Origin of the sequence: Streptomyces sp. NPDC102360 (assembly GCF_044766085.1) — a bacterium.
Taxonomy (GTDB): domain Bacteria; phylum Actinomycetota; class Actinomycetes; order Streptomycetales; family Streptomycetaceae; genus Streptomyces.
The window spans coordinates 847,553-867,450 of the sequence record NZ_JBIWLG010000002.1 but is presented as its reverse complement, the minus strand read 5'-3'; the positions used below and the strand labels follow the sequence as shown (position 1 = coordinate 867,450).

At 68.8% G+C, this 19,898-nt stretch carries 12 protein-coding genes; 8 read left to right on the top strand and 4 right to left on the bottom strand.

Annotated features, from left to right (window positions below):
* The first annotated feature begins 122 nt into the window (after positions 1-122).
* A complete protein-coding gene (locus tag ACIRHA_RS13315) occupies positions 123-1,622 on the top strand; it encodes an amino acid permease (RefSeq protein ID WP_403843970.1) in 1,500 nt (499 codons plus the stop codon).
* Between the two features lie 79 nt (positions 1,623-1,701).
* Positions 1,702-3,219, top strand: a complete 1,518-nt coding sequence (locus tag ACIRHA_RS13310; RefSeq protein ID WP_403843967.1) for an ArnT family glycosyltransferase — start codon at positions 1,702-1,704, stop codon at positions 3,217-3,219.
* Between the two features lie 11 nt (positions 3,220-3,230).
* On the opposite strand, the gene ACIRHA_RS13305 is transcribed toward ACIRHA_RS13310, so the two are convergent.
* Positions 3,231-4,325 carry an LCP family protein gene (locus ACIRHA_RS13305; RefSeq protein ID WP_403843965.1) on the bottom strand — a complete coding sequence of 365 codons (1,095 nt, stop codon included), beginning with the start codon at positions 4,323-4,325 and terminating at the stop codon, positions 3,231-3,233.
* A gap of 298 nt (positions 4,326-4,623) precedes the next feature.
* On the opposite strand from ACIRHA_RS13305, the gene ACIRHA_RS13300 reads away from it, so the two are divergent.
* The 5 genes from ACIRHA_RS13300 to ACIRHA_RS13280 all read left to right on the top strand — a co-directional run bounded on the left by ACIRHA_RS13300 (position 4,624) and on the right by ACIRHA_RS13280 (position 14,903).
* Positions 4,624-5,754, top strand: a complete 1,131-nt coding sequence (locus tag ACIRHA_RS13300) for a hypothetical protein (protein WP_403843962.1) — start codon at positions 4,624-4,626, stop codon at positions 5,752-5,754.
* Between the two features lie 391 nt (positions 5,755-6,145).
* Positions 6,146-7,864 carry a stealth family protein gene (locus ACIRHA_RS13295; RefSeq protein WP_403843960.1) on the top strand — a complete coding sequence of 573 codons (1,719 nt, stop codon included), beginning with the start codon at positions 6,146-6,148 and terminating at the stop codon, positions 7,862-7,864.
* A complete protein-coding gene (locus ACIRHA_RS13290; protein WP_403843958.1) occupies positions 7,861-10,614 on the top strand; it encodes a CDP-glycerol glycerophosphotransferase family protein in 2,754 nt (917 codons plus the stop codon). Before ACIRHA_RS13295 ends, ACIRHA_RS13290 begins: the two co-directional genes overlap by 4 nt.
* 21 nt (positions 10,615-10,635) lie before the next feature.
* Complete coding sequence (locus ACIRHA_RS13285; RefSeq protein WP_403843956.1) at positions 10,636-12,111, top strand: glycosyltransferase family 2 protein; 1,476 nt, start codon at positions 10,636-10,638, stop codon at positions 12,109-12,111.
* 50 nt (positions 12,112-12,161) lie between these two features.
* Positions 12,162-14,903, top strand: coding sequence for a CDP-glycerol glycerophosphotransferase family protein (locus ACIRHA_RS13280; RefSeq protein ID WP_403843953.1), 2,742 nt, complete (start codon positions 12,162-12,164; stop codon positions 14,901-14,903).
* Between the two features lie 21 nt (positions 14,904-14,924).
* Here the strand turns inward: ACIRHA_RS13280 and ACIRHA_RS13275 are convergent, their stop codons facing one another.
* Positions 14,925-15,275, bottom strand: coding sequence for an NTP pyrophosphohydrolase (locus tag ACIRHA_RS13275; protein WP_403843950.1), 351 nt, complete (start codon positions 15,273-15,275; stop codon positions 14,925-14,927).
* A 51-nt stretch (positions 15,276-15,326) separates the two neighbouring features.
* Here ACIRHA_RS13275 and ACIRHA_RS13270 point away from each other — a divergent pair, with 51 nt between their 5' ends.
* Positions 15,327-16,370, top strand: coding sequence for a hypothetical protein (locus ACIRHA_RS13270; RefSeq protein WP_403843948.1), 1,044 nt, complete (start codon positions 15,327-15,329; stop codon positions 16,368-16,370).
* A 120-nt stretch (positions 16,371-16,490) separates the two neighbouring features.
* Here ACIRHA_RS13270 and ACIRHA_RS13265 read toward each other — a convergent pair whose 3' ends face one another.
* On the bottom strand, positions 16,491-18,623 hold the full coding sequence (locus ACIRHA_RS13265; RefSeq protein WP_403843946.1) for a 3-hydroxyacyl-CoA dehydrogenase NAD-binding domain-containing protein: 2,133 nt from the start codon (positions 18,621-18,623) through the stop codon (positions 16,491-16,493).
* On the bottom strand, positions 18,620-19,846 hold the full coding sequence (locus ACIRHA_RS13260) for a thiolase family protein (RefSeq protein ID WP_403843943.1): 1,227 nt from the start codon (positions 19,844-19,846) through the stop codon (positions 18,620-18,622). Before ACIRHA_RS13260 ends, ACIRHA_RS13265 begins: the two co-directional genes overlap by 4 nt.
* Positions 19,847-19,898: the final 52 nt, after the last annotated feature.

Genomic DNA, 19,898 nt, shown 5'->3' with positions numbered 1-19,898 from the left:
CGCAGGGGCTCCAAATGGGGGCCGGACGGGCCCCATTCGTATGAATCCGCAGGACTCACCCGCGCGCCGAAGGCAACTCGTCTCGATCATGTCGAGGACGACGAAGCCAACGGAGGTACGCGGTGAGCACCCAGTCAGGCGGCGCGGAACGAACGGCCCGTAACGGCCTGTTCCGCACCAAGTCCATCGAGCAGTCCATCCAGGACACCGAGGAACCCGAGCACCAGCTCAAGAAGACCCTCTCCGCCCTCGACCTCACCGTCTTCGGCGTCGGCGTCGTCATCGGCTCCGGCATTTTCGTCATCACCGGCACGGCCGCCACCGACTACGCGGGCCCGGCCGTGACCATCGCCTTCGTCGTCGCCGCCGTGGTCTGCGCCCTCGCCGCGCTCTGCTACGCGGAGTTCGCCTCGACCGTCCCGGTCGCCGGATCCGCCTACACCTTCGCCTTCGCCTCGCTCGGCGAGTTCCCGGCCTGGATCATCGGCTGGGACCTGATCCTCGAACTCGCCCTCGGCTGCGCGACGGTCGCGGTCGGCTGGTCCGGCTACGTACAGTCCCTCCTCGACAGCTGGGGCATCCCGCTGCCGGGGGCGCTCCAGGGCCCGGGCTCGGGCCAGGACGGCTTCAGCTTCAACATCGCCGCCTTCCTGCTGGTCCTCGCCGTGATGACGGTCGTCGTGATCGGCATGAAGCTCTCGGCCTGGGTGACTTCGGTGGTCGTGGCCATCAAGGTGACGGTCGTCCTGATCGTCATCGCGGTGGGCGCCTTCTTCATCAACTCCAGCAACTACAGCCCGTACATCCCGCCGGCCCAGGACAACAAGAGCAGTTCGGGGCTGAGCGCCACCCTCCTCGAAGGCATCGCCGGATTCACCCCGCAGAGCTTCGGCGTGATGGGCATCTTCACCGCCGCGGCCGTCGTCTTCTTCGCGTTCATCGGCTTCGACGTCGTGGCGACGGCCGCCGAGGAGACCCGCAACCCGCAGAAGGACGTCCCGCGCGGCATCCTCGGCTCCCTCGCCATCTGCACCGTCCTGTACGTGGGCGTGGCCGCGGTCGTCACCGGCATGCAGAACTACAAGAACCTCGACCCGGGCGCCCCGCTCGCGGAGGCGTTCAAGTCGGTCGGCCACCCGTTCTGGGCGGGCCTGATCTCGTTCGGCGCGGTCATCGGCCTGACGACCGTCTGCATGATCCTGCTCCTCGGCCAGAGCCGCGTCTTCTTCGCGATGAGCCGCGACGGACTGCTGCCCCCGGTGTTCAGCGCGGTCCACCCGAAGTTCCACACCCCGTACCGCTCGACCATCATCCTCGGCTTCCTGACGGCCCTCGTCGCCGGCTTCATCTCCCTCGAAGAGCTCTCCAAGCTGGTCAACATCGGCACGCTGTTCGCCTTCGTCGTCGTGGCCCTCGGCGTCCTCATCCTGCGCCGCACCCGCCCCGACCTGCCGCGCGGCTTCAAGGCCCCGTGGGTGCCGGTCCTGCCCATCGCCTCCGTGGCGTGCTCGGTGTGGCTGATGCTCAACCTGTCCGTGGAGACGTGGCTGCGGTTCGCGGTGTGGATGGTGGTCGGCGTGGTGATCTACTTCGCGTACGGCCGCCGCCACAGCCGCGCCTAGCGGCCCCATCACGACTACCGCCCCCGCCCCCGTATGTCCTTACTAAGTGGGACATACGGGGGCGGATAGCTTGGCGCACATGCTCAGCGAGGCGCTTCTCTCACGACCGTACGCATCCGAAGGCCGTACCGGCTCCTCGCGAGACAGACGCACCCGCAGCCGCCGCCCCCGCCGCTACTGGCCCCGCCTGCTCCTCGCCCTCGCCGCCCTGGCCTGCGCCACTCGCATCCCGTCCTTCACCCGCCCGCTCTGGAACCCGGACGAGGGCTATCTCGCCGTCCAGGCGCGGATGTTGGCGCACGGCGGCTCGCTGTACGAAACCGTTGTCGACCGCAAACCGCCGCTGGTTCCCTGGCTGTACGAGGTGGTGTTCGCGCTCTTCGGCTCGGACTCGCTCACGCCGGTGCGGGTGTGCGCGGTGCTGGCACACCTGGTGACGGCGGTGTTCCTGGCGTCCCTGGCCCGCCGCCGCTGGGGCGACACGCCGGGCCGCACCGCCGGCGCCCTCTACCTCGTCCTCTCCATCGGCCTGAACCCGGAGGACACGCAGGCCGCGACCTTCGAGGTCTTCATGCTGCCGTGGACCGCAGCGGCGCTGTGGTGCGCGGACCGGCGCAGCTGGGGCTTGTGCGGTGTGGCGATCGCCGGGGCGTTCCTGACGAAGCAGACCGGGGGAGCGGTGCTGGTACCGGCGGTGTGGCTGCTCTGGAGGGCTGGTTGGCCACGAAGTGGCTCTGTCTGCCTGGCAGTTGGGTCGGCCGCCCCGGTGTTGGTCGCCGCTCTGCTCACGAACCCCGCCGGCTTCGCCTTCTGGACGGTGACGGGCTCGGGCGCGTACGCCTCGATCACCGGCTCCGAACTCCACGTCCTCCTCCGGGGATTGACGAACGCGGCGATCCTGTCCGTGGCGTGTGCGGGTGTGGTGCCGCCGATCGTACGGGTGCTGAGAATCGCGCGGACGGGTTGCGCGGACCTCTGGCTATGGCTGGCATCCTCGGCGGCCGCGGTCGTCTTCGGCTTCCACTTCTTCGGCCACTACTACCTCCAACTGGTGCCACCTGTAGCCCTGTTGGGAACGTTGGCGCTCCACATCCTCCCCCGCGAACACCTGCGACGCGCCTTGCTCGCCTCGTCGTGCTGCGCGGCCCTGTTCCTCGCATGGGGCCTGCTCGCCCCACGCACGGAACTCGCCCACACGGAGCGGCTGGCGACGGCGCTGCGCGAGCGCACGGCCCCGGACGACCGGGTCCTGATCTGGGGTATGCACCCGGAAACGTACTGGCTCGCAAACCGCGAACCGGCCAGCCGCTTCCTGACGGCGGGCCTCCTCACGAACTTCAGCGGGGGCCGGGACGGGGGCGGGGTGGGGGAGCGGTTCGCGGTGCCGGGGAGCTGGGCCACGTTCCGCTCGGAGGTACGTCGGCGACCACCGGAGGTCGTCGTGGACGACTCACGGGGAGCGCCGTACGGGCCGGGGCGGGTGGGGTCGATGCGACGCGTCCTGGCCGAGTACCGCGAGGTGGCCCGCATGGACGGTTCCGTGGTCTACGAACACGCCCACGCGCCCCGGCACACTCCAGACGACGGGAGGCCCTGACCAGCCACCGTTCAGCCCCCCGCGGCCGGGGACTTCTTCGCAGACTCGGGGATCTCGCGGTCGCCGCGGATGGCCTTCCACAGGGTGTCGGCCTGCGGTTGCGCGGCCACGACCCGGTTGGGGTCCGCCTTGTCGTACGCGACCGGAAGCATGATCGTCTCCATGCTCGCCGGATCGACGCCCTGCATGCTGCGCCCGAACGTGGCGAGCTTGGTGAGCGAGGCGAGCCCGTCGTCGGTCGTGAGCGACTCGGTGAGACTGTTCGCGATCTTGTACGTCTTGGTGGGACTGCCCAGCAGGTCCTGCTGCTTGATCTCGCCCAACAGGGCGATCATGAACTGCTGCTGGAGCCCGATGCGTCCGAGGTCGGAGCCGTCGCCGACGCCGTGCCGGGTTCGTACGAAGGCCAACGACTGGGTGCCGTCCAGCTTGTGCGTGCCCGCGGCGAGGTCGAGCCCACTGGACTTGTCGTGAATCGCCTTGTCGACGGTGACATTCACCCCGCCGATGGCGTCGACAAGGCCCTTGAACCCGGCGAAGTCGATCTCCACGAAGTGGTCCATGCGCACCCCCGACATCGCCTCGACGGTCTTCACGACACAGGCCGGACCGGCCAGCGAGTACACGGAGTTGAACATCACGCGGTCCGCCGACGGCGTCTTCGTCCCGTCCGCCTTGGTGCACCCGGGCCTGGTCACGAGGGTGTCGCGCGGGATGCTCACGGCGGTCGCACGGGACCGGCCCTCGGGGATGTGCAGCACCATCGCGGTGTCCGACCGGGCCCCGGCGACCTTGCCGGTCCCGAGCTTGGCGTTGGCCCCGGACCGCGAGTCGGACCCGAGCACCAGAATGTTCTGCCCCGACGTCGGCAGCTTCTCGGGCCGGTCGCCGCCGATCGCCTTGTCGAGGTCGACGCCGTCGATGTTGCCGTTGAGGTTGTCGTAGAGCCAGTAGGCGGTGCCGCCGAGTCCCAGTACGAGAACCAACAGCACGAGCAGGACGATCCGCCCCTTGCGGCGCTTCTTCTTCGGGGCCTTGCGGCTGCGCCGCGTACTGGACTCGGCTCTGTGGGATGTCGGTACAGGTGTGCCCAGGTCATGGCTCACGGCGAGGTCCTTGCAACTCGTGCCCAGAGGGGGCAGGAGCAGCAGGCCGCTCCCGTGAGGGGCCGGGTCGGTGCTGCTCGAACTGACGCTTGGTAGCACCGAACTATAGACATGTCTTCGAAAGCGCGTATGACTGAAGTGCCCGGAACGCCGTGCCACTTGGGTTCCATGAAGCGCCGTGCCGCCCGTCGGCGCCTGGTGGATGGAGCAACCGACGCCTTGTTCCAGTGTGCATATGATGTGGCGAATTCTGGAGTCATCTGTGGACACCGGGGCTGGCGTGGGAGGGGCGACGGGCATGCGCGGCAGAGGTGTGCAGGCGGTGGACCGGCGGTCCCCGGCTGGTGTGGAGGCGGCGGAACGTACCCTGCGAGGGCCCGCGAAAGCCGTGGCCACCGGCTCGTGGCTGGTCCGCGGGAACGACGACCGCCTCAGTGTGTTCGCCTTGGTCGACGGCGGGGTGCACCGCTGGACGGAGACCTCCGTCGGCAGCGGGCGATGGAGCCCGACGGACTTCTTCAGTGTCGAGGGCCTCACCGCGCTCGCCATCGGGCAGGGCGCCAACCGCTACGTGCACTTCGTCGGGCGCAGGGAAAGGCCCCAGGGCGCAGGCGACCCCAAGGTCGACCTGCTCTACGCCGTGCAGTACCAGACCGGCCGCACGCTGGGGGACTGGCGATCCCTGGGCAATCCGTACCGCGACCCGAAGAGCGCGGCGACGCTGGGTGTGCCGACCGTCGCCGTCGACGGGCAGGGCGCGGTCCACGTCTTCGTGTCCGGGGGGCGGGGCGGAGTGCTGCTGCGCCGGGAGGCCAGGAGTGGAGCCTGGGAGGCGTGGAAGGACCTGCGTGGTGGGGAGGTTGCCGGCGGGATGGCCGCGGCGGCGAACTCCGCCGGACTCGTCCAGCTTCTGGCGCCCGGGCGTCGGTCGGTCATGCACTGGGTGCAACCCGAGCCGGGGGCGGACCTGCGCCGCGCGCAGGATCTCGGGCCCGCCCCCGTGCCGGGGTCGGCCGCGCTCCTCGAGACGACCCCGGGGATCTTCACCGCGTACTGGTCCGAGCAGACGGGCACGGGCATGTACGCGCAGCGCCCCGGTGAATGGGCGTTCCCGCTCGGCGGGGCTCCCGGGGAGGGGGCGCACGCCGTGCTGCGTGCTGGTGCCGACGGCTACGACTGCACCGTCGTGGCCCATCGAGGGCGTACGGGCACGGCGGTGTACGGAATTTGTGGCACCGGCGGCGAGTCCGCCGGTCTGTGGTGGACCGACACGGGGGTGTCCTGTGCCGGAGCGCCGGTGCTCGCGTTGGACGGGCGCGGCAGGGTGGTCATGGCGGCGGTCGCCGCGAACGGTGAGGTCCTGGTGAGCCGACAGGGCGCCGGCCCCGGACTCGTGCTGTCCGACTGGGACCGCCTGCCGAACAGCTGACCTGGGTCCGCAGGCCCTCCTTTACCTCAACTTCGCCTGGAAATCCAGAGTTGGAAAAGGTTGTACGCGTGTCAGGTGGCGATTGTCACCCGGCCGCAAGTGATCGCCAGGTGTGCAGGTATGGACTTCAACGAAACGCTTATGTGAAAGTTCTGTGGATCCCCGTTGTGCGGGTGATCGCCGTGATGTGCGGGCAATGGGCCTTTGCACGAGTAGAAGCGGATTCACGCGGTTCAGGGGGCACACGATGCGGTGTGCGCTCCTCGGGGCGCGAGGGCCGCTCGGGGGTGGATGGTTCGTGGGGGGCTCGAACAACCCTGAATCCGGCGCGCTGGTTTCCGCGTACCGGTCGACGGTCCCGGTCGGTGCACGACAACGCATAGTCCGCGGGGTGCCCGTCCCTGTCCGCAAGGCCGTGAAGTCCTCGCTCACCGCCGCCGGTTCCATGCGATCCGCAACGGTGGTCTGGGCGATGGGCGGCAAACGCAAGGCGCCGCGGCACAGTGCCGCCCACGGGCGCCGGGTCGTTCGGGTGGGCCGTCGTCACATGCACGCGTTGATGGTCGAAGGCGCGACGGACTGGGCGGCGCGGGCCCGGAACCTGAGCATCGCCGTCTCCGTCCTTGAGGCGGCCGGCGTCGACTACTTCTGCGTACGAGGTACGACCAGCGGCCTGCCCGCGGTGGCCATCCCCGCCGCCGACCGCCGCCGCGTCGAGTCGTTGCTGCAGCTCGCCTTCGAACAGGCTCCCGGGTACGTCGGTCCCGCCGGCGGCGGCGAGGCCGGCATGGAACCGGGCGACGACGAGCGGTCCTGGCGCCAGCTGCGTAAGCACAAGGTGCTGCGCCTGGCCTGGTACGTCTGCGACCCCACGGAACAGCTGGTGTTCGGCGCGGCGACGGGCTGCGACCTCGAAGTGTGGGCGGGGCGGGACGGGGAGCTGCGGGCGCCGCGTCCCAATCGGGTCATCGACTCGGTCCCGGCCGACGCGGTGCGCAAATCCGCGCCGCAGAGCCTCTTCAGCGCCATACCCCCCGCGTACCACACGGGTGACGCGCGGACCCTGGCCGAGTTCGCGGTCCCGCTTCCCGAGGACCATCAGTTCCCCATCGACGTCGTCTACACCTGGGTCGACGACTCGGACCCCGTCTGGCGGGCCTCGCGGGATCGTGCCCGAGGTGGCCTCGGCCGTTCCGCGCTGCACGAGCAGGCGGCCAACGACTCGCGGTTCACCAGCCGCGACGAACTGCGCTACTCGTTGCGCTCGCTGCACCAGAACGCGCCCTGGGTGCGGAATGTCCACCTCGTCACCGCGGGACAGGTCCCGGCCTGGCTCAACGTGCAGCACCCGAACCTGAGAGTGGTGGACCACCGGGAGGTCTTCTCGGACCCGGCGGCCCTGCCCACGTTCAACTCGCACGCCATCGAGAGCCAGTTGCACCACGTGCCCGGCTTGTCCGAGTGCTTTCTCTACCTCAACGACGACGTGTTCTTCGGGCGGGCGGTGACACCTGGACAGTTCTTCCACCCGAACGGCATCAGCAAGTTCTTCTCCTCGCCCGCCCTGATACCGGGCGGCGGTGTGTCCCCGGCCGACCTCCCCGTGGACGCCGCGGGGAAGAACAGTCGCTGGCTCATCGCGCAGAAGTTCGGTGTCGCCATCTCGCAGAAGATGAAGCACACGCCGCACGCGCTGCGCAGAAGCGTGCTCCAGGACATCGAGGACACCTTCCCGCAGGAGCACGCGACCACCCAGCACTCCCGCTTCCGCTCGCCCGGAGACGTCCCGATCGCCTCCTCGCTGCACCACTACTTCGCCTACCACTCGGCCCGGGCGACCGTGGGGGAGATCCAGTACCGCTACATCGACCTCTCGGCCGAGCTCGCCGAAAGGCGCCTGAACACGCTCCTGGCCCATCGGAACATGGATACCTTCTGCCTCAACGACACGGTGGAAGCCGCCGACCCGCCGGCGCAGCGGGACATGCTGGCGCGTTTCCTCGACGCCTACTTCCCGGTCCCGAGCCCCTACGAGGCCACCGAGCACGCCCATGTCCTGGGGCGGACCGAGCCGGAGCAGATCCTCGCGAGTGAGTCCCGGCACGCATGAACCCTTATGACGTCACGCTCGTCGTGCCGGTGTACAACGTGCGGGCATACCTCCAGGAGTGCCTCGACTCCATCGAGACGCAGACGGTGTTCGACCGCTGCGAGGTGATGCTCGTCGACAACGGCAGCACCGACGACTCGTACCGGATCTGCGAGGACTTCGCGCGCAGACACCCCAATGTGACGGTCCTCGTCCGCCACGGCGGCGGGGCCGGCGCAGCGCGGAACTTCGGCATGGACCGGGCGAGCAGCGCCCGCATCACGTTCTGCGACTCCGACGACGTCCTGCCGCCGACCGCACTCGAGCGGATGCTGAACGCTTCCCTGGCGACCGGGGCGCAGGTCGTGGTGGGTGCGATGGAGACCTTCCCCAAAGCGACCAACTGGGCCTGGAAGGAGCACTTCGGCAAGGGGGACCGTACGTGTGCCGGCGTGGCCGAGGTGCCCGAGCTGGTGCATAGCGCGAGCGCGTGCAACAAGCTCTTCGACCTCTCCTACCTGCGCTCCCACGGAATCCGTTTCGCGGAAGGCGTGCACTTCGAGGACGCCTATGTAGGTGTGTCTGCGCTCGTCCTCGCCACCCGCCTCGCCCTGGTCGACGCCTGCGTCTACCGGTACCGAAAGCGTGCTGCGGGCGACTCGACCATGGACGCGATCTGGACCCGTCGGCAGAACTACTGGGACCACCTTCAGCTGGTGGAGTACCTGCGGCAGCTGGGCGCACGGCTCCCGGAGTCCTCGCGAGCCGTGCTCGACCTCTTCCTCGTTCGCAGCTATCAGGGCTTCGCGCTCCGGGCTCCGGACCTCTTCCAAGGGACGGAACTGGCGGAGATCTACGCGCGATGCCGGGCCGCCTACTGGAACATCGCGCCCGACGTGATCGTCCGCGCCACGGCCGACGCACGGCACCGGGTGGCCTACCTGGCCTTCCTCACCGACGACTTCGGGCTGTTCGCCGACCGTGCGGCACGGCTGCACGAGGTGTCGGTGCGGGAGGGGCGCCCGTGCTACACGGGTGAACTCCCGGACAGGCTGGCGGTGTTGGCGCAGGCAGCGCCCTTCACGGCCCAGCTGGAGCATGTCCGACGGGTGCCGGGGACCTCGACGCTCCGGATCGCCGGTCGGTTCGAGGTGGGCGGCATGCCGCTGGTCCGTCCGCTTCCCGCGCGCCTCGGGCTGCGGGTGCGGGGGAGCCGGCTCAGCGTCGCCGCCACGCAGGTCCGCCGCCGCGACCTGCGCAACACCCGCCCGGACACGGAGTGGGGAGGATTCACCGCGGACCTTCCCCTCGATTCCCTGCGTCGGGGTGTGCACGCCCTCGAATTCGTTCTCGACACCGACAGTGGGCAGGCGGTCACTCCGTGCCTGGTCGCGGCCGGCTATCTGCGCGGGGCACGTGTCGTACGGCACCGGGGGAAACGTGTCGTGCCGCATTGGAAGGGGAAGAACCGCGCGATCCTCATGGTCCTCGGCGCGGCACGACGCCCTGGCCGAAGAGCGATCCTCGGAGGGCTGATCGCCAAGGATGCCAAGCACGTACTGCGGCGCCGGCCCTTCTGGAAGCAGCGTCTCCTCCGGCTGCTCACCATGCCGCTGAAGCCGCTCTTCTTCGGCCGGGACATCTGGCTGTTCGGCGAGCGGGGCGACACGGCGCAGGACAACAGCTGGCACCTGTTCCGGCATGTGCGCACCGTCGAGAAACGGCGGGGCGCGTACTACGTCATCAGAGCGGGCGCCGCCGACCGGTCCCGGCTCAAAGGGCTGGGCCACGTCGTCGCGCACAGCTCCTGGAAGCACAAGCTGCTGATGCTGCACGCCACCACGCTGATCAACGCCTACGACATCGACACCTACATGCTGCCGGACGGCTGGGACCGGACCCGCTTCCTCAAGCACCTGAACTGGAGAGTGGGGGCCCGCCGGGTGTTCCTCCAGCACGGGGTGACGGACAAGGACGTCAGCAAGGGTCTGCACCGTAATCGCACGGGCGTCGACCTCATCCTCGCGGTGAGCCGGCACGAGGGCTGGTTCCTCTCGGAGGAACTCGGTTACGAGGGACAGGTGGAGGCGATCGGTTTCCCCCGCTTCGACGCGCTCGTCCCCGACCGGGGCAGCCGCCGCATTCTCTTCATGCCGACGTGGAGGGCATATCTGGCGGTGGCGTCCTACGCCCGCGACGGTGGCGGGCGAGAGGCGAGAAGGGCGGCCCGCGACCGCTTTCTCACCTCTACCTACCGGGAGTTCATGACCCGCTTCCTGAACCACCCGCGTCTCCTGGAGGCGCTGGACCGTCACGACTTCACCCTGGAGTTCCTGCCGCACTACGAAATGCGCGCCATGGTCGGGGACATGGTGCCGGACCACGGCCGTGTCCGGGTTCTCGACCAGGACAGGATCAGCGTGCAGGACGCCATGCGGCGCTGCGACGTGTTCGTCACCGACTGGTCCTCCACCGCCTTCGACGTCGCCCATCTCGGCACTCCTTTGGTGTATGCGCAGTTCGACGCGGCGGAGTATTGGGACGGGCATTACCAGAAGGGGTATTTCGATGCCCGTCGGGACGGCTTCGGCCCCGTGGGGGAGACGGCCGACGAGGTGGTGGACCAAGTGATCCGCTACGTGCGGCGCGGATGCGAAAGGGAGCCCGAATATCTGCGCCGGGTGGAGAAGTTCTTTGAGTACCGGGATCAGCGGAACAGCGCGAGGGCGCTCGAAGCGATCGACCGACTCGTCCGGGGGATGGACCAGTGATGCGGTGTGCCAGGAGGAAACATGTCCCAAGCCAACCGTGACGTGACCGTGGTCGTTGCGTTCCGCGACGTCCAGAACTTCTTCGCGGAGTTCCTGGCATCGGTGGCCGCGCAGACGGCTTTCGCGCGCGCCCATGTGATCCTCGTCGACAACGGCAGCAGTGACCAGTCGGTCACCATGGCACGCGAGTTCGCCGCGCGGTACGACAATGTCGACCTGGTGACACAGCCTCAGGGCCGGGCCGGCGATGCGCGCAACATGGGCATGGACATGGCGACCACGCCCTACGTCGTCTTCTGGGACGCGGACGACATCGTCCCCGAGCGGGCCCTCCAGGTGCTCCGCGACACCATCGTCAAGACGCGGGCCACGGTTGTCGTGGGACGGGAGAAGCACCTCCCGAAGCCGGTCAAGTCGCCGTGGCACAAATACTTCGGGAAGAACGTGAAAACGGTCGGCAGCGTCGTCGACGTCCCCGACCTGATCCACTCGGCATCGTGCTGGAACAAGATCTTCGACCTCGACCTGCTGCGCGCGCAGGGGATCCGGTTCGGCACCGGCACCGCCTTCGAGGACGCCTATGTCTCGCTTCCCGCCCTGTTGCTGTCCGAGCGCATCGCGATGGTCGACGCCCCCGTCTACGAGTACCGCAGGCGCGGCGACGGCACCTCCGTCATGGACACCATCTGGGACCTTCCGCAGAACTACGTCGACCAGTTGGTGATGCTGGAGTACCTCGCGGCCATGCGGCAGAGACTCTCGCCCTACCAGCAGGAGACGCTGGAGCGGTTCCTCATCCGCAGCGTCCAGGGCTTCCTGCTGCGGGCCCCTCGCGTGCTGTCCGAGTCCGACTGCCGGCAGCTCTTCGAGCGCTGCCGGCAGCTGTACTGGGGGATCACCGCGGAGCAGTTCGCCCGGAGCACGCACGATACGCGTCACCGCATCCTGTACCTCGCGCTCCACTTCGGGGACTTCGACCTCTTCTACCGACCGACCTCGGCCCTCGGCTCGGTCTTCGGCCGGGAGGGAGACCTGTACGTCGACTACCCGGGGACCTCCTGGGGGCTGCCGCTCACCAAGGTCACGTCCGTCCCCGCCCGGATCGAGGGGATCGCCGCGGGCGAGGCCGGAACTGCGGTGGTCCACGGCCGGTTCTCGGTCAATGGGCTACCCGACGAGCTGTTGGCCAAGCTCGAACTGCAGGTCTGGTTCGAGCGCAGCGGAAAGACACTTCCCGCGGTCAACCACGGGCAGGCACCCGACAGGTCAGGCGAGTCGGGCGCCGTCTTCAGCGTCACTCTCGACCCGCGGGAGTTCCCGGCGGGTCACTTCCCGGTGCGGCTCGTGGTGTGTACCCGAGGCAGGGACGTCTCCCGCCCCTGCACCGTCTCCCCGGCGCTGCTTCAACAGCCTCCGGTGGGCGGCTTCCACGGGCTGATCCGCATCGCGGCCGACGGCGGCAACGCCCAGCTCGTCGTCGAGTCCCCGCAGCACTGATCGGTATTCCCTCCAGAAATGGAGCGTTCGGTAGAAAACAGGAGTCACACGTGTTCGATCCCGTCTACGACGTCGCCGTCGTCGTCCCCATCTTCAATGTGGAGAGATATCTCCAGGAGTGCCTGGACTCGCTGGCCCGTCAGACGATATTCGACCGCTGCCAGGTGATTCTGGTCGACAACGGCAGCAGCGACAGCTCTCCAGGCATTGCTGCCTCCTTCGCCGCGCAATACCAGAACGTGTGGGCGTTTGTGCATCCGCAGGGAAAGGCCGGCGGTGCGCGGAACGTGGGGATGGATCTGGCCAGCGCCCGCTACATCACGTTCTGCGACTCGGACGACGTACTGCCCCACGACGCCCTCGAAACCATGTGGCGCACGGCGGTCAAGGAAGATGTGCCGCTCATCATCGGACGCATGGAGACGTTCCCGGAGGAGACCAGCTGGCCCTGGCTCCGCTATTTCGGAACGAACACCCAGGTGCACCCCGGCATCGACAACATTCCGGAGATGATCCACGGCGGGAGTGCCTGCCACAAACTGTTCGACCTCGAGTTCATCCGTGCCAACAACATTCGCTTCCGCGAGGGCGTGCACTTCGAGGACGCGTTCTTCTCGGTCCCCGCGATGCTGCTCGCGGACCGGATCGCGATGGTGCCGCACACGGTCTATCAGTACCGCAAGCGGGCCGCCGAGGACTCCACGATGGACAAACTCTGGGAACGCACGGCGAACTACTGGGACCACCTCCTGCTTGAGGAATACCTGCTGACGCTCCGCCCTCGGCTCTCCGGGCACCGCGTGGAGGTCCTCAACCGATTCCTGGTGCGCAGCTACCAGGGCTTCGCCCTGCGCGCACCGGAGGTGCTGCCCGAGGCTGAGCTGTTCCAGCTCTTCCAGCGCGCCCGCGCGGTGTACACCCAGCTGACCCCCGACGCGATCCTGTCCTCCACCCACGACACCCGCCACCGCGTGCCGTTCCTGGCGATGTTCATGAACTGGTTCGAGTTGTTCGCCCGGCCTGGGCAGCAGATCAGCGCAGTTTACGGACGGGGTGGCGACCTGTATCTGGACCTCTCGGTGCCCAGCGCCCTGCTGCCCCTGACGAAGGTCTCCTCCACCAGCGTGCATGTGGAACGCGTCCAGGCGGCGCCCGCGGAGGGCGGGGTCCTGGTGGCCGGCCGCTTCGTCCTCAATGGTCTGCCGATGAGCCGGCCGATGCGCAACCCGATGCAGTTGTGGGCGGAGAAGAGCGGTCAAATGGTGCCCGCACGGCAGGTGTGGCGCAGCGACCTCAAGGCCACCCGGGACGATCTCGAGTGGGGCGGGTTCGAGGCGCTGGTCCCGATGGGCTCCGTCAAGGACGGTGAGTTCCCGCTGAAGCTGGTCTTCTGCACGTCCGGCCGTGACGTCTCGCGCCCCTGCACGACGACGACGGCGATGCTCCGCGGCGCCCGCGGGATGCGGGTCGGCAACCGTTGGGTGCTGCCGCTCTCGAAGGGCAAGGACAACGCAGTACTGGTAGTCCGGGAGGCGCGGGCCAAGAAGGGCGCCAAGGACTGGGAGGAATTCCTCCAGGGACTCGACGCGGAGCAGAAGAAGCGCAAGGCCCCGTTCTGGCGGGCGCGTGCCATTCGGCGCATGACCCTCGGATTCTTCCGGCGCAAGGAGATCTGGCTGATCGGCGAGCGCACGGACACCGCCCAGGACAACAGCCTGCACCTGTTCACGTACCTGCGAAAGCACGAACGACGTCGCAAGGCCTACTACATCATCGACAAGGCGAGCGCCGACCGGGCCAAGCTGAAGCGCCTGGGACACGTGGTCGCCCACGGATCCTGGAGGCACAAACTGCTCCTGCTGCACGCGTCGTTGCTCATCAACGCCTACGACATCGACTCGTACATGCTCCCCGAGGAGTGGAACCGCACGAACTACCTCAAGCACCTCAACTGGCGGGTGGGTGCCCGGCGCGTATTCCTCCAGCATGGCGTGACCGATGAGGACGGCAGCAAGGCCCTGCACCGCAACCGGACCGGTGTGGACCTGGTGTTCGCGACAAGCGCCAGGGAGGCCGCGTACTTCTCGGAGCACATGCACTACGGGGACCAGGCGCAGGCCCTGGGGTTCCCGCGCTTCGACGCTCTCCAGCCCGACCGGGGCGGACGCCGTGTCCTGTTGATGCCCACGTGGCGCAAGTACCTGACGGTCCCCTCGTACCTCCAGGGGGACGGGGCCGACCAGGACGCCGTCAAGGAAATCTTCCAGGAGTCCACCTACCGCGACTTCATGGTGCGGCTGCTCCGCGACCCTCGGCTCATGAAGGCCCTCGAGTACTACGACTTCGTGCTCGACTTCCTTCCGCACTACGAGATGCGGAACATGATCGACGGCGTGGTGCCGGACCACCCGCGCGTCCACCGCCTGGACCAGACGAAGGTCAGCGTGCAGACCGCGCTGCGGCAGTGCGATCTGTTCATCACCGACTGGTCCTCGGTCCACTTCGACATGGCGTACCTCGGAACGCCGCTGCTCTATGCACGGTTCGACCCGGACGAGTACTGGGCCAAACATGCGAGGAAGGGGTACTTCGAGGCGGAACGTGACGGCTTCGGGCCGGTGTGCGGCACCGTCGACGAAGTGGTGAACGAGGTGATCCGCTACCTGAGCACCGGTTGCCGGAGGGAACCGGAGTACGACCGGAGGGCGCGCGCGTTCTTCGCCTTCGAAGACCGAGACAACTGTGCCCGCGCCACGAAGGCGATCGCGCAACTGGCGGCGTCTGAGGCGTGATGCGATCGGGATGCGGGGGCCTCAGCCAGGCCACACCGTGCGCGGTCCCACGCATGTCGCTCCGAACGCGCCCACCCTGCCGCGCAGCTCACGATCCGCCGTCACCACTACACACCCGCGCCCCAACTCCGCCACCAGCTCGACGATGCGGTCGTCCCCGCTCCCCGGCGCCGACTCCACCCGCACACCCGGCGCCGACTCCACCCCTCGCGCGGCGCCCTCGACGACGAGGATGATCTCCTCGCCGGTGTGCCGGGCGCGTTCCGCCAAGCGGTCCCGCAGCCGTTCGGCCGCGCCCCGCCGGTCCCGCCACCAGCCGTCGGGGACGGAACCCACGACGTTGGCACCGTCGACCACCAGCAGTTCGTTCATGGGTCCAGGGTCGCACGGGGCGCGCCGGCGGCTCGGCTTAAGGTGGAGGGCGTGAACGGCGACTGGCTCATGCGTTCTCGGGACGGCGTCCTCTGCGCCTACGCGTACGCCCCCGACGGCGACGCGGTCGTCTGCCGCGCAGAGGAGTACCCCGAAGGCCCCTGGTCACCACCCCGCACCGTCGGTGGCGAGCAGCGCGTGCATCCGGGCGGGGCCGTCGCCCGCAGCGGCGAGGGGTACGCGCACCTCGTCGCCTGGCGGCCCACCGTTTCCGGCGAGGCCGGACTCGTGCACTCGACGCACTTCCAGCCGCACCTCGCCGCCCTCGACTGGCTCCCCATCGGTCACCCGAACAAGAAGGGCGACCGCACAGGACCGCCCGCCATCGCCGTCGACGCGCAGGGCCGCGCCCACGTCTTCGTACGCAACAAGGGCGGCGGGGTGAGCCTGCGGATGCAGGAGGAGAAGGGCGGGTGGGGGCCGTGGCGGGACCTCAAGGGGGAGGACGTGCACGGGGAACTCGCCGCTGTGGCAGGGGAGTCGGGGCTGATCACCCTCTACGCCGTCACGGCTGACGGGGGCGTTCTGCGGTGGCGGCAGGAGGAGGCGGGGCGGACCCTCGTACGGGACGAGAAGCCGGAGCCCGCTGCCGCCCGGCCGGGCACCCTGTGTGCCCTCGCCACGTCCGCCGAGTACACCACCCTTTTCTTCACCGATGAGGACGGTGGCGTGTGCGCCTGGCGAGGGGAGGGCGGGCCTGTGCGGGTGCTGGATGCGGCCGGGCCGGGGCCCGTTGTGGCTGTTCGGTGTCAACTGGACGGCGTGGACTGCACGTTGCTCGCTCAGCGGTCGGCCGGCGGTCGGGTCGCCTTCGCCGCGTATCCCACCGAGACGGAGTCCGCGGGGGCCTGGTGGGCGGAGTCGGAGTCCGGTCCGGAGCTACCGGCGGACGCGTGGGTCGCGTTCGCGGAGGACGGTAACGGGCGTGTTGTGGCGGCGAGTTGGGCGCCGGGGGAACCGGGGCGGCTTCACCTGTCGCGGAGGAAGCTCGGCGAGGCCGGGCTCGCGTTCGAAGCGTGGCGGGAAGTGGGCTGAGGCAAGTGGGCTGAGGCCTCCCGCGAACGTGGAGAACTGTGACGGCTGACTACGAACCATTCGTAGTCAGCCGTCACAGTCACCGTCACATCAGCAGCGCACCCTTACGCGTTACGCGGGTTACGCGGGAACCGAAGCCACCCCCGCCTCCAGGAACTTCTTCCCGGTGACCCGCTCGGAGACGCCCGCCCGGTCCAGGTACGGAGTGATTCCACCCAGGTGGAAGGGCCAGCCGGCGCCGGTGATCAGGCAGAGGTCGATGTCCTGGGCCTCGGCGACGACGTTCTCGTCGAGCATCAGGCCGATCTCCTGGGCCACCGCGTCGAGGACGCGGTCGCGGACCTGCTCCTCGGACAGGACGGAGTCGCCCTGCTTCAGCAGCGCCGCGACCTCCGGGTCCAGCTCCGGCTTGCCGGAGTCGTAGACGTAGAAGCCGCGCTTGCCGGCCTTCACCACGGCCGCCAGGTTCGGGGACACCGTGAAACGCTCCGGGAAGGCGCGGTTCAGGGTCTCCGAGACGTGCAGGCCGATGGCCGGGCCGACCAGCTCCAGGAGGACCAGCGGGGACATCGGGAGGCCGAGCGGCTCGACGGCCTTCTCCGCGACCGCGACCGGCGTGCCCTCGTCGATGACGTTCTGGATCTCGCCCATGAAGCGGGTCAGGATGCGGTTGACCACGAACGCCGGGGCGTCCTTGACCAGGACCGCGGTCTTCTTCAGCTTCTTGGCCACACCGAACGCCGTGGCGAGCGCCGCGTCGTCCGTCTGCTCGCCGCGGACGATCTCCAGGAGCGGGAGGATCGCGACCGGGTTGAAGAAGTGGAAGCCGACCACGCGCTCGGGGTGCTTCAGCTTGGCAGCCATCTCCGACACCGACAGCGACGAGGTGTTCGTCGCCAGGATCGCGTGCGCCGGGGCGACCGCCTCGACCTCCGCGAACACCTGCTGCTTGACGCCGATCTCCTCGAAGACCGCCTCGATGATGAAGTCGGCGTCCGCGAAGCCCTCGGCCTTGTCCAGCACACCGGAGACGAGCGCCTTCAGGCGGTTCGCCTTGTCCTGGTTGATGCGGCCCTTGCCGAGCAGCTTCTCGATCTCCGCGTGGACGTAGCCCACACCCTTGTCGACGCGCTCCTGGTCGATGTCCGTGAGGACGACCGGGACCTCCAACCTCCTCAAGAACAGCAGGGCGAGCTGCGAGGCCATCAGGCCCGCACCCACCACGCCGACCTTCGTCACCGGGCGCGCCAGGTTCTTGTCGGGCGCGCCCGCCGGGCGCTTGGCGCGCTTCTGGACGAGGTTGAACGCGTAGATGCCCGCGCGCAGTTCGCCGCCCATGATCAGGTCCGCGAGGGCCTGATCCTCGGCGTCGAAGCCGGCCTGCAGGTCACCGGACTTGGCGTTCGCGATGATGTCCAGCGCGCGGTACGCGGCCGGGGCGGCGCCGTGCACCTTGGAGTCGGCGATGAACTTGCCGCGCGCCACGGCCTGGTCCCAGGCCTCCCCGCGGTCGACGTCCGGGCGCTCGACCTTGACGTCGCCCTTGAGGACCTGAGCGGTCCAGATGAGGGACTGCTCCAGGAAGTCCGCGCCCTCGAACAGCGCGTCCGCGATGCCGAGTTCGTAGACCTGCTTGCCCTTGAGCTGCTTGTTCTGGTTGAGGCTGTTCTCGATGATGACCGAGACGGCGTTGTCGGCGCCGATCAGGTTCGGCAGCAGGGCGCAGCCACCCCAGCCGGGAACCAGGCCGAGGAAGACCTCGGGGAGCGAGAAGGCCGGGAGGGCCTTCGAGACGGTGCGGTAGGCGCAGTGCAGACCGACCTCGACGCCGCCGCCCATCGCCGCGCCGTTGTAGTACGCGAAGGTGGGGACCGCGAGGGCGGAGAGGCGCTTGAAGACCTCATGGCCGCCCTTGCCGATGGCGAGCGCGTCGTCGTGCTTCTTCAGCAGCTCGACGCCCTTGAGGTCGGCGCCGACCGCGAAGATGAACGGCTTGCCGGTGACACCGACGCCGACGATGTCGCCCTCGGCGGCCTCCTTCTCCACCTGGTCGATCGCCGTGTTCAGGTTGGCGAGCGAGGCCGGGCCGAAGGTGGTCGGCTTGGTGTGGTCCAGGCCGTTGTCCAGCGTGATGAGGGCGAACTTGCCCGCACCATAGGGGAGATCGAGGTGGCGTACGTGCGCGGACGTGACGACCTCGTCCTCGAAGAGGGCGGATGCGCCCTTCAGGAGCTCAGCGGTGGTGGTGCTCACTTGTCGCCTCCGGCGTCCTTGTGGTGCGGGTTCTCCCAGATGACCGTGGCGCCCATGCCGAAGCCGACGCACATGGTCGTGAGGCCGTAGCGGACCTCCGGCTGCTCCTCGAACTGGCGAGCCAGCTGCGTCATCAGACGGACGCCGGAGGATGCGAGGGGGTGGCCGTACGCGATGGCGCCGCCGTACTGGTTGACGCGCGCGTCGTCGTCGGCGATGCCGTAGTGGTCGAGGAAGGCCAGGACCTGGATGGCGAACGCCTCGTTGATCTCGAAGAGGTTGATGTCCTCGATCGACAGGTCCGCCTTGGCGAGCGCCTTCTCCGTGGCCGGGATCGGGCCGTAGCCCATGACCTCCGGCTCCACGCCCGCGAAGGCGTAGGAGACGAGACGCATCCTGACCGGGAGGTTGTTCTCGCGGGCGAAGTCCTCGGACGCGATGATCGAGGCCGTCGCGCCGTCGTTGAGACCGGCGGCGTTTCCGGCGGTCACGCGGCCGTGGGTGCGGAACGGGGTCTTGAGGCCGGCGAGGCTCTCAAGGGTGGTTCCCGGGCGCATCGGCTCGTCGGCCGTCACCAGGCCCCAGCCGGTCTCGCCGACCTCGGCGTTGGTGTTGCGGACGGAGATCGGGACGAGGTCCTGCTGGATCTTCCCGTTCGCGTACGCCTTCGCCGCCTTCTCCTGCGAGCGCACGGCGTATTCGTCGGCGCGCTGCTTGGTGATGTGCGGGTAGCGGTCGTGCAGGTTCTCCGCCGTCATACCCATGAAGAGGGCCGACTCGTCGACCAGCTTCTCCGATACGAAGCGGGGGTTCGGGTCCACGCCCTCGCCCATGGGGTGGCGGCCCATGTGCTCGACGCCGCCCGCGATGACGGCGTCGTACGCGCCGAAGGCGATGGAGCCCGCGGTGGTGGTGACGGCCGTGAGGGCGCCCGCGCACATGCGGTCGATGGAGTAGCCGGGGACCGACTGCGGCAGGCCCGCGAGGATGCCCGCGGTGCGGCCGATGGTCAGGCCCTGGTCACCGATCTGCGTGGTCGCGGCGACGGCGACCTCGTCGATCTGCGCGGGGTCCAGGTTCGGGTTGCGGCGCAGCAGCTCCCGGATGGACTTGACGACCAGGTCGTCGGCGCGGGTCTCGTGGTAGATGCCCTTCGGGCCCGCCTTGCCGAACGGGGTGCGGACGCCGTCGACGAAGACGACGTCCCTGACGGTACGAGGCACGATGGCTCTCCTCCAGGTGCGGGAATGCGCTGCCGCGCGGCGCGGGCGTCCG